This is a genomic window from Psychromarinibacter halotolerans (genome assembly GCF_029168315.1).
Taxonomy (GTDB): Bacteria; Pseudomonadota; Alphaproteobacteria; order Rhodobacterales; family Rhodobacteraceae; genus Psychromarinibacter; species Psychromarinibacter halotolerans.
The window spans coordinates 254618-267883 of record NZ_JARGYD010000002.1 but is presented as its reverse complement, the minus strand read 5'-3'; the positions used below and the strand labels follow the sequence as shown (position 1 = coordinate 267883).

The window sequence follows — 13266 nt, the reverse complement described above, 5'->3', positions numbered from 1 at the left end:
TACGGTCCAGACACCGCCTTGGAAATCGGTCGGCACGGGGGCGCCGGCCGATTTCTTTTTGTGGGGGCGGTTTCGGGGCGCGGGACGGCGACGGCGCTCGCGCTGGCGCGCATCGCCCCGCCCGCCGTCCCGTCAGGACAGATTGCCCAGCCGCGCGGCCTGCGCCTGCGCCCGAAGCGCCAGTTCCATCGCCTTGAAGCAGCGCGCCTGCGGCATCGCCGTCTCTGTCCGGTCGCGTACGTCCGCGATCAGCGCCGCGAAATAGGGCAGGCCCGCCCCTGACGCGTCGATGTGTTCGCAGCGATCGCCATTCACCAAGAACAGGTGGTCCTTGCCTTCGCGCCCGGTGATGTCGACGTATTTTCGAAGCTCGATATAGCCTTCGGTGCCAAGGATCGTCAGCCGCCCGTCGCCCCATGTCGGCAGCGCGTCGGGGGTGTACCAGTCGATCCGCACGTAGCCCTGCACGCCGTCGCCCCGGATCAGGATCTCGCCGAAATCCTGCAGCCCCGGATCGTCGGGATTGGCAAAGTTGGCAACGGTCGAGGTCACGATCTCGGCGTCGTCGCTGCCGGTGAAGAACAGGAACTGCTCGATCTGGTGCGAACCGATGTCGCACAGGATGCCGCCATAGCGGGCCTCGTCGAAGAACCAGTCCGGCCGCGTCGGGCGGTTCAGCCGGTGCGGCCCGAAGCCTGCCGTCTGGATCACCTTACCGATTGCGCCCGCGGCGATCAGCTCTGCCGCCTTGGTCACGCTGGCGACCTGAAAATGCTCCGAGTAATTCACCGACCAGATCCGCCCGGTCTCGGCCTGCACCTTCTGGATCTCGGCCAGCTGCTCCATCGTGGTACAGCCCGGCTTGTCGACCATCACGTCCTTGCCCGCGCGCATGGCGCGGATCGCGAACTCTGCGCGTTCGGACGGGACGCCCGCCAGCAGGATCATGTCGACATCCGGATCGGCCAGCAGGGTTTCCGGATCGTCGACACGGGGCAGGTCGGGAAAGCGTTTCACGAACCCGTCCTGCGTGCCCGGCTGACCTTCGGTCCACCAGCCGCGCCCGGTGCAGCCGTGGTCGATCATCATGCCAAGCATTTCGTAGATGTGGCGATGATCGATGCCGATCACGCCAAGAACCGGACCTGTCATTCAGGAGTCTCCCAATTGAATAGCGCGACCCGTATCCGAGGATCGCAGAATCGCGTCGATCAGCCCCTGCGCCGCTAGGGCGTCCTGGCCGGATGGCTCGGGCGCGCGACCGGCCCGTGCCGCGTCGACGAAGCCCGCGATCAGGTCGCGGTGCCAGTCATGCGGAAAGGCCATCGGATCCGCGCCGCCGCCGGTGGCGGCTTCCTCGCCCACGGTTTCGGTGCGCCCGTCGCGCCAGTCGATCCTAAGCGTGCCCGATTGCAGCGTTGCGACGCATTTGGAACAGTCCAATCGAATGGATTCCGCGCCTCCGGGCCATGCGGCCGTCGTGGCGAAGACCGATCCGACCGCACCATTCTCGAACCGCAGCCCGGCGGTGGCGAAATCCTCGCATTCCATGTCGTGCAGCCCGGTGGTCGCCGCCAGCCCCTGCACGGTGCGCACCGGCCCCGTCAGCGACAGCATCAGGTCCAGCGTGTGGATCGCCTGACTGATCAGAACCCCGCCGCCGTCACGCGCCATCGTGCCGCGGCCCGGCGCGTCGTAGTAGCCTTGGTCGCGCCACCACGGAATGTCGGCGCGGGCCATCTGAAGCGTGCCAAGCTCGCCGTCCCGCAGCATTCGTTGCAACGCGACCGACCCGGCGCGATAGCGGTGCTGGAACACGACGCCAAGCTGCACGCCCGCGTCGGCGCAGATCGCGGCGACCTCTTCCGCCTCGGCCAGCGTGCGGCCGATGGGTTTTTCCGACAGCACATGCTTTCCGGCCCCGGCGAACAGGCGCACCGGATCGGTCCGCGCATCGGGCGGGGTCAGCAGCAGCAGTGCGTCGACCGACGGATCGGCGGCCAACGCCTCGGGGCTGTCGGCAAGCGGAAAGCCGTACTCGGCGGCCATCGCGGCGCCGCTGTCGCCACGGGTCCAGACCCCGCGTACCGCGATGTCGGGTGAAAGCTCGGCCAGCGCGCGGGCGTGCGGCGTCGCGGCCATGCCAGCGCCGATGACGGCGATGCCGAATGGCTGTGTCATGCAGGTCTCCTCCCCTGTCCGGGAAGTCGTAGCACCCGCTGCGACGGGATGCCACGGGTTTGCCAAAGCGCCCCTGCCGTGCGAAATGCTTGCATGTCCCGCGCGAAATCGGGGCGCCCTTGCGGGAGGATCCGGGATGTTGAGATCATTGGTCATCGGGGCCGCGCTGGGTCTGTGCGCCGCCGCGGCGCAGGCGCAGACGGTGATCGACTGCAACGGCTGGCAGGGCAGCGCCCGCAACATCGCCGAACCGTGGGAGGCCAACACGACCACCTTCGCGAATGGGGCGATCCGGGTGGCCTTGCTGGACACCGTGGAACCGGCGGTGGGGGCCTTCTATCTGCTGATCATCCACCCCCCCTACGACGAGCTTGGCACGCCCGATTGCGGCATCGTCGGGATGGACGAGGGGATGGGCTTTGCGAACATGGATTTCGGCGCGCTGTCGGCGGCCTACGATCCGGCGACGGGGCTGACCCTGCGCGTCGGGGTCGAAATGTTCGCCGCCGCCACCGGCGGGTTCGATCCGGCGATCCTTGCCGTGACGGTGAACCAGTCGACCGGCGATCTGACCCCGAGGTTCGAAATCCCATGATCCTTGGCATCGGCACCGACCTTGCCAACATCGAGCGGATCGAACGGACGCTAGAACGGTTCGGCGACCGCTTTCGCAACCGTGTCTTCACCGATGTCGAACAGGCCAAGGCCGAGCGGCGGCGCGACACCGCGGGCACCTATGCCAAGCGGTGGGCCGCGAAAGAGGCCTGCTCCAAGGCGCTGGGCACCGGGCTGCGGATGGGCATCGCGTGGAAGGACATGGCGGTGTCGAACCTGAACACCGGCCAGCCCGTCATGGCGCTGACCGGATGGGCGGCGGAACGCCTGCAAGACATGACGCCCGACGGGCACGAGGCCATCGTCCACGTGACCCTGACGGACGACCATCCGTGGGCGCAGGCTTTCGTAATCATAGAGGCAAGGCCGTTGCCTTGACACCGAGGGCGCGCGCGCCCATGACGACTTACAAATAGAGGCGAGCGGGGAACCGGAATGTCCAGCAATTCCATCGGCAGCGGGATCATCGAGACGATCAAGACAATTGTCTACGCCCTGCTCATCGCGGGCGTGTTCCGCACACTCTTTTTTCAGCCTTTCTGGATACCGTCCGGATCCATGAAGGACACGCTGCTGATCGGGGACTTCCTGTTCGTGAACAAGATGGCATACGGATATTCGCAGTACAGCTGCCCGTTCGCCATGTGCCCGTTCTCGGGCCGCATCATGGGCGAGGAACCCGAACTTGGCGATGTCGTCGTGTTTCGCCATCCGACCACCGGATCGGACTTCATCAAGCGGGTGATCGGCCTGCCGGGTGACAAGGTTCAGGTGCAGGACGGCGTGCTGTCCATCAACGGTGAAGTGGTTCCGCAGACGGATGACGGTGTCTTCGTCGAGACCTTCGAACCGCAGGGTCCCGCCGGCAACCTGCCGCAGTGCGCGAACCCCAGCCCGGGCCTTGGTGCCGACTGCATCAAGGAAAAGTTCATCGAGACTTTGCCGAACGGTGTGGAACACTCGGTTCTGAACATCACCAACACACGTCTGGACAACACGCCGGTCTTCACCGTCCCGGAAGGACAGTTCTTCTTCATGGGCGACAACCGCGACAACTCCACCGACAGCCGCGTCGCTCAGGGCGCGGGCGGCGTCGGCTTTGTGCCCTTCGAAAACCTGATCGGCCGTGCCGACCGGATCATGTTCTCGTCCGCGGGCCGGTCGATGCTGTTTTTCTGGACGTGGAGGGGTGACAGGTTCTTCAAAGCCATCGAATAGGATCGCTGGCCAGGGAACTGGCCACCGACTGGCTTGACTGGGACGGTCGCACCGACCGCACCCGGTTCAGGATCTTCCTTGCCCTTGCCGGGGCGGTCTGGCTGACAGGAACCGCGATCCTGCTGGCGGGAATCCTGCACGAGGTTCCCGCCGTTATTCTGACCATCCTGATGGCGCTGCTTTTGTACCCGCTGGCGGGCTACAGCGTGCGCCGGTATCACGACGCGGGCGCATCTGGGATCCTGGCGTTCTTCGTCTTCGTTCCGGTGATCGGGCTGTTCTGCCTGCTGTACCTGCTGACCGCCCCCACCGATCACCGCACCGATGTCGAGATTTTCCCGATCGAATGGCCCGTCGTCGGCCTGATCCTGCTGACCTGCGTGGTCGGCTTCGCGGTCTCGCGCATTGTCTGGCAGCCGTTCCATGTGACCGACGCCGCGATGAAGCCCACGTTCCTTGTCGGTGACTATGTGATCGGCACCCGGGTCATCGGCACGCCGGACCGCAACGCCGTGGTGTTCTTCAAACATCCGTCTGATGGCGATTACAGCGCGGCGCGCGTGGTCGGACGGCCCGGCGACACGGTGCAGATGCGCGGCGGCCTGCTGCACATCAACGGAACCCCCGTCGAACGTCTGGCGCTGCAACCCTTCGTGGAAGCCTTCCGCGAACAAGGGCCGAAACGGATCTGGCCGATGTGCGCCGCCTTCGGCCCGCCGCCCGGCACCGACTGTATCAAGCGGATGTATGTCGAGCAGCTTGCGCAAGAGACCGGGCATACCATCCTCGACGTACAGAACGCGCCCGGCGACAACACCCCGCTGTACACGGTGCCGGCAGGGCATGTCTTCGTGATGGGGGACAACCGCGACTCTGCCCGCGACAGCCGCTTTGACCCGGACGACGGCGGCGTCGGTTTCCTTCCGACCGCCCGCATCATGGCCGAAGCACGGTTCGTCCTGTTCTCCAGCGGGGCGCGCCGGCCAGCGGCCGTCTGGGCATGGCGGCCCGACCGGTATTTCGCTTCGATCGAGTAGGCGGCGCGCCTTGCCGCCGCCGCCCGGCTTCGGCTATGCCGACGCCGTAGGGCGCGTCATGGAAGGAATCCGGTGAGACTGTCCGCGGAACAAGCAGCCTTCGCCAAGCGGCTGGGCCACAAGTTCGCCAACGGCGAGCTTCTTCAGCGTGCGCTGACCCATGCCTCGATGTCGTCCGCCAACCGGCCCGACAACCAGCGGCTGGAATTCCTTGGCGACCGGGTCCTGGGTCTTGTCATGGCAGAGACCCTGCTTAGCGCCGATGTCGGTGCCACCGAGGGGCAGCTGGCCCCCCGCTTCAACGCGCTGGTCCGCAAGGAAACCTGCGCCGAGGTTGCCGCCGACCTTGGGCTGGGCGATGTCCTGCGCCTTGGCCGGTCCGAGATGCTTTCGGGCGGTCGCCGCAAGCAGGCCCTGCTGGGCGACGCGATGGAGGCAGTAATCGCCGCCGTCTACCTTGACGGCGGGATCGAGGCGGCGCGCAGCCTGATCCTGACCGCTTGGGGAAACCGGATCGAAACGGTCGAGGAAGACGCCCGCGATCCCAAGACCGCGCTGCAGGAATGGGCGCAGGCCAAGGGCCACAAGCCGCCGCAGTATCGCGAGATCGCGCGCAGCGGTCCCGACCATGCCCCCGTCTTCACGATCGAGGTCGCGCTGCAATCCGGCGAGACCAGCCGCGCCGAGGCACCGTCGAAACGGCGCGCGGAACAGGCCGCGGCCAAGGCGCTTTTGGATCGGCTGGGCGGCTAGCCACCGGTCATGGGGACTGGTCATGAAGACTGGTCTCTGGCCCCGGTCCCGTGGATCATGTAGGAACGCGCGATTCCCAGACTGGACATGACATGACCCAGAAAGCCGGCTTCGTTGCCCTGATCGGAGAGCCCAACGCGGGCAAGTCCACGCTTCTGAACGCGATGGTCGGCACCAAGGTGTCGATCGTGACCCACAAGGTGCAGACCACCCGCGCCCGCATCCGCGGCGTTGCGCTGGAAGGCGATGCGCAGATCGTGTTCGTCGACACGCCCGGCCTGTTCCGACCGCGCCGCCGACTGGACCGCGCGATGGTGGCCGCCGCGTGGACCGGCGCCGGGGACGCCGACGTCGTTCTGCTGCTGATCGAGGCGCAGCGCGGCCTGACCGACGGCGTCGAGGCGATCATCGAAGGGCTGGAGGAACGGGGCGGCGACCGACCCGTCGCGCTGGTGATCAACAAGATCGATCGCGTTCAGGCCCCCGCGCTTCTGGCGCTGACCAAGAAGATGAACGACCGCTTCCCCTTCGTCGAAACCTTCATGATCTCGGCCGAAAAGGGCCACGGCGTCGACGACTTGCGTCATTGGCTGGCCGACCGGATGCCCGAAGGCCCGTGGCTGTATCCCGAGGACGAGATTTCCGACCTGCCGATGCGGATGATCGCGGCGGAAATCACCCGCGAGAAACTGACGCTTCGCCTGCATCAGGAACTGCCGTACCAGCTGACGGTCGAGACAGAAAGCTGGGAGGAACGCGACGACGGATCCGCCGTGATCCACCAGATGATCTACGTCGCCCGCGATGGCCACAAAGGCATCGTGCTGGGCAAGCGCGGCGAGACGGTGAAAGCCGTCGGCAAAGCCTCGCGCGAGGAACTGACAGAGATGCTGGACCGCCCGGTCCACCTGTTCCTGCAGGTGAAGGTGCGGCCGAACTGGCTGGACGAGAAGGAACGCTATTCCGCGATCGGTCTCGATTTCTCGGACGGCAACAGCTGACCCGATGCCACGGCTGACCTCGGACCTCTGGGTCTCGGCCTATCTTGCGCGGCTGCGGCTGGCGGACATTCCCGCCTTCGTGGTGGCAAAGGGCGATGCGACGGCGGGCGCGGTGCTGATCAAGCAAAGCCCGCTGGACGGCACCGCGACGCTGTACCAGCGGTCGGTGGACCTGATGACCGGAGACCGGCGCTGGGTCGTGCTGGCCGAAGGCGACGAACGCGACGTCGACGCCTCGGTCGCGAAACAGCGGTCTTTCGATCCCGACCTTTGGGTGATCGAGGTCGAGGACCGCGCAGGCCGCCACCTGCTGGACGAGGAAGGCCTCGACAGCTAGGCCGCACCCTCTTGCCCGTGCCCCCTTGCCCGTCCTCGCGTCCCGGCGATAGTGGGCGCATGGAATGGCGTGATCAGGGAATCCTGCTGTCGTCCCGCCGTCACGGCGAGTCCGGCGCGATCATCGAGGTCTTTACCCCCGGCCGCGGCCGGCATCTTGGCGTCGTGCGCGGCGGTGCCAGCCGAAAGACGGCGCCGATCCTGCAACCCGGCGCCCAGCTGGATGTCACGTGGCGCGCCCGGCTGGAAGAACACCTTGGCGCCTTCACGGTGGAACCCCTGCAAAGCCGAGCCGCCGGTGCGATGTCGGACCGGCTGGCGCTGGCCGGGCTGAACGCGGTGACGGCGCTGTTGTCCTTCACCCTGCCGGAACGCGAAGCCCACGAACCGCTGTACGATCGCAGCGTCACGCTGCTGGACATGCTCGACCGCCCCGAGATCTGGCCGCTGGCGTACCTTCACTGGGAACTCGCCCTGCTGGACGAACTTGGCTTCGGTCTCGACCTCGGAAGCTGCGCCGTGACAGGCGTGACGCAGGGGCTGGAGTATGTGTCGCCCCGCACCGGGCGCGCGGTGTCCGAGGCCGGGGCGGGCGAATGGAAAGACCGGCTTCTGCCGCTGCCGCGCTGCCTGCGCATCCTGTATGACGCGCCCTCGTCCGAGGTGGCGCAGGGTCTGCGCACCACCGGCCATTTCCTTGAAAACTGGCTGGCCCCCGCGTTGGGCGACCGCCCCTTACCGGCGGCGCGGCAACGCTTCGTCGATTTGCAGGCCCGGCAGGACCGTCCCGGCGGTCAGTGACCGCCCGCGATCCGCATCAACACCAATCCGCCGACGATCAGCGCCACCGCCAGAAGCCGCATAGGGGTGGCGGCCTCGCCCATGAAGACCACGCCGACGGCAAAGGCGCCGACCGCGCCGATCCCGGTCCAAACCGAGTAGGCGGTGCCAAGCGGCAGCGATTTCATCGCGACCGCAAGCAGGCCGAAGCTGGCGACCATCGCCACAAGCGTGACCACCGAGGGGCCGAGAACGGTGAAGCCTTCGGATTTCTTCATCGCCGACGCCCACACGATTTCAAGCAGGCCGGCGACAGCCAGAATGACCCATGCCATGACAGATTTGCCTTCCACGTTGTCCGGGTCATCCCGGTCGGGGCCACCATGATGGCGGCGGACCGCACGGGCAAGGCGCCTTGCCCGCCAGGTCCACGCTTTCCCGCCGCGCGGTCATTGCCAAACGCCATCCGATGGGCAACAACCCCGGAACGGCCGAAAAAATGGGAGGATAGTCATGCACACCATCGCGGGATTCGACCGCATCGGCGAAGAGAACGCCTTTGCCGTGCTGGCGCGCGCCGGAGAGCTTGCGGCGCAGGGCATGGATGTCATCAACCTTGGCATCGGCCAGCCCGACTTCCCGACGCCGGAGAACATCGTCGAGGCGGCGGTTAAGGCGCTGCGCGACGGTCAGCACGGCTATACCGCGGCAACCGGCATCCTGCCCCTGCGCGAGGCGGTTGCCGCCGATCTGGACCGCCGCTTCGGCGCGCAGGTCAGCCCGGACAACGTCCTGATCGTGCCCGGCGGCAAGGTCACTATGTTCACCGCGATCCTGATGTTCGGAGAACCGGGGGCCGAGATCCTGTATCCCGATCCCGGCTTCCCGATCTACCGCTCGATGATCGAGTTCACCGGGGCCAAACCCGTGCCGATCCCGATCCGCGAAGAGAACGGGTTCGCCTTCTCGGCCGAGGAAACGCTGTCGCTGATCACTGATAAGACGCGCCTGATCATCGTGAACTCGCCCGCCAACCCCTGCGGCGGCGTCACACCGAAGGCCGAAGTCGACAAGCTGGTCGCGGGCCTCGCGGACTGGCCCGATGTCGCGATCATGTCGGACGAGATCTACGACCAGATGCTTTACGACGGCGAGGAACACGTCACGCTGCTGGGCTACCCCGAGATCCGCGACCGGCTGATCCTGCTGAACGGCTGGTCCAAGACTTACGCGATGACGGGCTGGCGGCTGGGCTATTCGGTCTGGCCGCAGGACCTGTACGACAAGGCCCGCAAGCTGGCCGTCAACGCGTGGTCCTGCGTGAACACCCCGGCCCAATACGCCGCGCTAGAGGCGCTGACCGGTCCGCAGGACGCGGTGGCGAAGATGGTCGCGGAATTCGACGCCCGCCGAAAGCTGGTGGTCGACCTTGCCAACGACCTGCCCGGCGTCTCCTGCATCACGCCCAAGGGCGCCTTCTATGCCTTCCCGAATATCTCGGAAACGGGCTGGAAGGCGAAGAAGCTCGCGCTGTCGCTGCTGGAGGAAACGGGGGTCGCCACCGTGGGCGGTCCGGATTTCGGCACGCTGGGCGAAGGCTACATCCGCCTGAGCTATGCCAATTCGCAGGACAACATCCGCGAGGCGCTGGGACGGATGAAGGCGTTCCTGTCAAAGTGATCGGCCCTTCGGGCCGAGCCTCCGGCGGAGGTATTTGAAAAGAGAAGAAGCAGGGCGCCCTTTCTTCTCTTTGAAAATACCTCAGGGGGGCGCCAAAGGCGCGGGGGACGGCGTCCCCCTCTGCCATTGGCCATCACCCCAGAAGCCGGCGCGCGATCACCTGGGCCTGGATCTCGGCGGCGCCCTCGAAGATGTTCAGGATGCGCGCGTCGCACAGGATGCGGCTGATCCGGTATTCGGTGGCAAAGCCGTTGCCGCCGTGGATCTGCAGCGCGTTGTCCGCCGCGGCCCATGCCACGCGGGCGCCCAGCAGTTTCGCCATCCCAGCCTCGAGGTCGCAGCGCGTGTCGCTGTCCTTGCGGCGGGCGGAGAAATAGGTGAGCTGCCGCGCCACCATGATTTCGACCGCCATCATGGCAAGTTTCGAAGCCACGCGCGGGAAGGCGGCAAGGGGCTTGCCGAACTGCTGGCGATCCGTGGCGTATTGCAGGCCGGTTTCCAGCGCCGATTGCGCGACGCCGATGGCGCGGGCGGCGGTTTGGATGCGGGCGCTTTCGAAGGTCTGCATGAGCTGCCGGAAGCCCTGGCCCTCGACCCCGCCCAGCAGGTTTTCGCCCTGCACCTTGAAGCCGTCGAAGCCCAGTTCGTATTCCTTCATGCCGCGATATCCCAGCACCTCGATCTCGCCACCGGTCATGCCGGGGGTGGGGAAGGGGTCGGCATCGGTGCCCGGTGTCTTTTCCGCAAGGAACATGGACAGGCCGCGGTGGTCGGTGCTGTCGGGGTCGGTGCGCGCCAGAAGGGTCATGACGTGGGCCCGGGCGGCGTGGGTGATCCATGTCTTGTTGCCGGTGATCGCGTAGTCGTCGCCGGTTTTCACCGCACGGGTCCGCAGCGCCCCGAGGTCAGAGCCAGTGTTGGGTTCGGTGAACACCGCCGTCGGCAGGATCTCGGCCGAGGCGATCTTCGGCAGCCAGTGGGCCTTTTGCGCCTCGGTGCCGCCGCACAGGATCAGTTCGGCCGCGATTTCGGACCGGGTGCCCAGCGAGCCGACGCCGATATAGCCGCGCGACAGTTCTTCGGACACCACCACCATCGACGCTTTGGACAGGCCGAGGCCGCCGTGGTCTTCGGGGATGGTCAGGCCGAAGACGCCCATCTTGGCGAGATCTTCGATGATCTCCATCGGGATCAGGTCGTCCTTCAGGTGCCAGTCCTGCGCGTTGGGTATCACGCGCTCGTCCGCGTACCGGCGGAACTGGTCGCGGATCATCTCAAGCTCGTCGTCCAGCCCGGACGCGCCGAAGGTGGCGTGGCCGGCGTTGTCCTGCATCAGCGCGGCAAGACGCATGCGGGCGGCCTGTGTATTGCCGGACTGGGTCAGGGTCATCACGGCCGGGGTCATTAGGTGACGCTGATCGTCCTGCGACAGGTACATATCCTGCGGGCGGGCGATCTCGGTCTGGCTCATGGGGATGCCGCCGTAGATCTGCCAGAGGTATTCGCCGAACGCGATCTGGTGGATCAGGCGTTCCATCTCGCCGAACCGGGCGTCGGCATCAAGCGCCTCGGCCCAGTGCTGCATCTGGCGCAGGGATTCGACGTAGGTGGCCAGCCACGCAACCGCGTGGGCCGCCGTCTGGTGCGCCTCGAGCCGCGCGGGAGAGACGCGGTCGCCTTCGGTGACTTCGGTGCGCACCCGGGCAATCGCCATGTCCAGCAGCGATTGTGCCGCGGAAACGGCGTCGGCTGTCAGGGCCAGCAGGTCTGGCAGCATCACGCGATCGGTAGTCATGTCCTGTCCATCATGAGGCATCGGGCGCATCCTTCTCCACTCCGTCCGCTGGAATAGCGACTTTGCACCTGCAGCGCAACAATAATTCAAAATAGATATTCAAATAGAACAAAAGTGACTTTCAGGATTTAGCGCTGGGACGGGCGGCGCAAGCCTGTATGACGGTCGGGACCCATGAGGAGCGAAGCCGATGTTCGAGGTGTTCACACAGATCCCACCCGCGATCCTTGCCTTCGCATTTGGCGTCGCGCTGTTCGCGGGCTTCGTGAAGGGCGCGGTGGGATTTGCCCTGCCGATGATCATGATCTCGGGGCTTGGGTCCCAGCTATCGCCCGAACTGGCGCTGGCGGCGCTGATCGTCCCGACCGTGGCGGCGAACCTGTGGCAGGCGTTGCGCGACGGGGTGGCGGCGGCGCTGGGCACAACGCGCAAGTATTGGCTGTACATGCTGATCGTGCTGGTCTTCATCGCCGGCAGTGCTCAGTTGGTGCGGGTCATTCCAAGTTGGGTGTTCTTCCTGTTGCTGGGCCTTCCGATCACCGGTTTTGCGCTGGTCCAGATCGTCGGATGGAAGCTGCACATCCGCCCCGAGCACCGCACACGGGCCGAGTTGGGGATTGGCGCCGTTGCCGGATTCACCGGAGGGCTGTCCGGTGTCTGGGGCCCGCCGACCGTGGCCTATCTGACCGCGATCGACGCCCCCAAGGGCGAGTCGATGCGGATGCAGGGCGTCGTCTATGCCGCGGGGTCGATCGTGCTGCTGGCGTCGCACCTGCGGTCGGGCGTGTTGAACGCCCAGACGCTGCCCCTGTCCTTCGCGATGCTGGTGCCTGTCGTTCTGGGCATGGTCGCGGGGTATTCGGTGCACGACAGGCTGGACGCGGTGAAGTTCCGGCGTGCGATGCTTGTGGTGCTGGTCGTTGCCGGGCTGAACCTGATCCGGCGCGGCGTGATGGGGCTGTTGTTCTAGGGCTGCGCTATTCCAGCGGGCGCGCTTCGTCGATCAGCATGACCGGAATGCCGTCGCGGATCGGGAAGGCAAGATGCGCCGCGCGCGAGATCAGTTCCTGATGTGTGGCGTCATAGCTGAGCACGGCCTGCGTCTGCGGACAGACCAGCGATTCCAGCATCCGCCGGTCAAAGGCGGGCGCGGGCGCCGGAACCGAGGCGTCGTCGCTGGGGGTCGGCAGCACCTGCGGCCGGTCGCCGGTGTCGTCGGTCATTGCATCACCTCGTCGCCTGCACCGCCACGCAGCGCGAATTCGATCAGCGTCACCAGCGTCTCGCGCCGGGTGGACAGCGACGGCGCTTCCAGAAGCGCCTGACGGTCTTCGGGTTCGAAGGGGCACAGCATGGACAGCGAGTTGATCAGCAACTCGTCATCCGCTTCGCGCATCGCTTCCCAGTCGGTCTTCAGGTTCTCTTCCTGGAAATAGCGGGACAGCAGGCCAAGAAAGTCGCTGCGGTCGAAGCCCGGGTCGTGTTCCGCCGGTCCAAGATCGCGCGAAAAGTCGTCCCAGCCGATCTCGCACCGGCGGTAGGGCGTAAAGCCCTCGATCTCGTCGCGGACGCGGAAGCGGCAGACCCCGGTAAGCGTGATCAGATAACGCCCGTCCTCGGTTTCCGAAAACGCCGTCAGCCGGCCGGCGCAGCCGATCTGGTGCAGATGGCTTTGGGTGCCGCCCGGGGTTTCATAGGGCTGCACCATGCCGATCAGCCGATGCGGCGTCTTCATGCAGTCGTCCAGCATCGCAAGATAGCGCGGCTCGAAGATGTGAAGCGGCAGTTTCGCGCGCGGCAGCAACAGGGCGCCGGGCAGGGGAAACACCGGGATCGTGTCGGGCAGGTCGGCGGCTGAAATCATGATGCA

16 protein-coding genes are annotated in these 13266 nt (G+C 66.2%); 10 read left to right on the top strand and 6 right to left on the bottom strand.

Features of this window, described 5'->3' with window-relative positions; translation table 11 throughout:
• Nucleotides 1-132: 132 nt before the first annotated feature.
• A complete protein-coding gene (locus P1K30_RS06225) occupies nt 133-1152 on the bottom strand; it encodes a Gfo/Idh/MocA family protein (RefSeq protein ID WP_275631827.1) in 1020 nt (339 codons plus the stop codon).
• Nucleotides 1153-2181 (bottom strand): Gfo/Idh/MocA family protein, encoded by a 1029-nt coding sequence (locus P1K30_RS06220; RefSeq protein ID WP_275631826.1) that lies wholly within the window; start codon nt 2179-2181, stop codon nt 1153-1155.
• A gap of 136 nt (nt 2182-2317) precedes the next feature.
• Between P1K30_RS06220 and P1K30_RS06215 the strand changes: the two genes are divergently transcribed.
• From P1K30_RS06215 to recO, 8 genes are all read left to right on the top strand, one after another.
• Nucleotides 2318-2776 (top strand): hypothetical protein, encoded by a 459-nt coding sequence (locus P1K30_RS06215; RefSeq protein ID WP_275631825.1) that lies wholly within the window; start codon nt 2318-2320, stop codon nt 2774-2776.
• Nucleotides 2773-3174, top strand: coding sequence for a holo-ACP synthase (gene acpS, locus P1K30_RS06210; protein ID WP_275631824.1), 402 nt, complete (start codon nt 2773-2775; stop codon nt 3172-3174). Before P1K30_RS06215 ends, acpS begins: the two co-directional genes overlap by 4 nt.
• 57 nt (nt 3175-3231) lie before the next feature.
• Nucleotides 3232-4014 carry a signal peptidase I gene (gene lepB, locus P1K30_RS06205; protein ID WP_275631823.1) on the top strand — a complete coding sequence of 261 codons (783 nt, stop codon included), beginning with the start codon at nt 3232-3234 and terminating at the stop codon, nt 4012-4014.
• Nucleotides 4011-5051 carry a signal peptidase I gene (gene lepB, locus P1K30_RS06200; protein WP_338052355.1) on the top strand — a complete coding sequence of 347 codons (1041 nt, stop codon included), beginning with the start codon at nt 4011-4013 and terminating at the stop codon, nt 5049-5051. Before lepB (P1K30_RS06205) ends, lepB (P1K30_RS06200) begins: the two co-directional genes overlap by 4 nt.
• 72 nt (nt 5052-5123) lie before the next feature.
• Nucleotides 5124-5804 (top strand): ribonuclease III, encoded by a 681-nt coding sequence (gene rnc / locus P1K30_RS06195; protein ID WP_275631822.1) that lies wholly within the window; start codon nt 5124-5126, stop codon nt 5802-5804.
• A gap of 92 nt (nt 5805-5896) precedes the next feature.
• Nucleotides 5897-6805 carry a GTPase Era gene (era, locus tag P1K30_RS06190; RefSeq protein ID WP_275631821.1) on the top strand — a complete coding sequence of 303 codons (909 nt, stop codon included), beginning with the start codon at nt 5897-5899 and terminating at the stop codon, nt 6803-6805.
• A 4-nt stretch (nt 6806-6809) separates the two neighbouring features.
• Nucleotides 6810-7142, top strand: coding sequence for a DUF1491 family protein (locus P1K30_RS06185; protein ID WP_275631820.1), 333 nt, complete (start codon nt 6810-6812; stop codon nt 7140-7142).
• Nucleotides 7143-7201: 59 nt separating this feature from the next.
• A complete protein-coding gene (gene recO, locus P1K30_RS06180; protein WP_275631819.1) occupies nt 7202-7942 on the top strand; it encodes a DNA repair protein RecO in 741 nt (246 codons plus the stop codon).
• On the opposite strand, the gene P1K30_RS06175 is transcribed toward recO, so the two are convergent.
• Nucleotides 7936-8256, bottom strand: coding sequence for a DMT family transporter (locus P1K30_RS06175; RefSeq protein WP_275631818.1), 321 nt, complete (start codon nt 8254-8256; stop codon nt 7936-7938). The two genes, recO and P1K30_RS06175, sit on opposite strands and share 7 nt — an antisense overlap.
• 178 nt (nt 8257-8434) lie before the next feature.
• On the opposite strand from P1K30_RS06175, the gene P1K30_RS06170 reads away from it, so the two are divergent.
• Nucleotides 8435-9601 carry a pyridoxal phosphate-dependent aminotransferase gene (locus P1K30_RS06170; protein ID WP_275631817.1) on the top strand — a complete coding sequence of 389 codons (1167 nt, stop codon included), beginning with the start codon at nt 8435-8437 and terminating at the stop codon, nt 9599-9601.
• A 133-nt stretch (nt 9602-9734) separates the two neighbouring features.
• Here P1K30_RS06170 and P1K30_RS06165 read toward each other — a convergent pair whose 3' ends face one another.
• Nucleotides 9735-11417: an acyl-CoA dehydrogenase family protein gene (locus tag P1K30_RS06165; protein WP_275631816.1), complete on the bottom strand. Its 1683-nt coding sequence runs from the start codon at nt 11415-11417 to the stop codon at nt 9735-9737.
• Between the two features lie 169 nt (nt 11418-11586).
• Here P1K30_RS06165 and P1K30_RS06160 point away from each other — a divergent pair, with 169 nt between their 5' ends.
• The gene (locus P1K30_RS06160) at nt 11587-12366 is read left to right on the top strand and encodes a sulfite exporter TauE/SafE family protein (protein WP_275631815.1); all 780 of its coding nucleotides are present in this window, start codon (nt 11587-11589) and stop codon (nt 12364-12366) included.
• Between the two features lie 7 nt (nt 12367-12373).
• On the opposite strand, the gene P1K30_RS06155 is transcribed toward P1K30_RS06160, so the two are convergent.
• Both P1K30_RS06155 and P1K30_RS06150 read right to left on the bottom strand, forming a co-directional pair.
• On the bottom strand, nt 12374-12526 hold the full coding sequence (locus tag P1K30_RS06155) for a Trm112 family protein (RefSeq protein WP_275632279.1): 153 nt from the start codon (nt 12524-12526) through the stop codon (nt 12374-12376).
• 89 nt (nt 12527-12615) lie between these two features.
• Nucleotides 12616-13260 carry an LON peptidase substrate-binding domain-containing protein gene (locus P1K30_RS06150; protein ID WP_275631814.1) on the bottom strand — a complete coding sequence of 215 codons (645 nt, stop codon included), beginning with the start codon at nt 13258-13260 and terminating at the stop codon, nt 12616-12618.
• Nucleotides 13261-13266 lie beyond the last annotated feature (6 nt).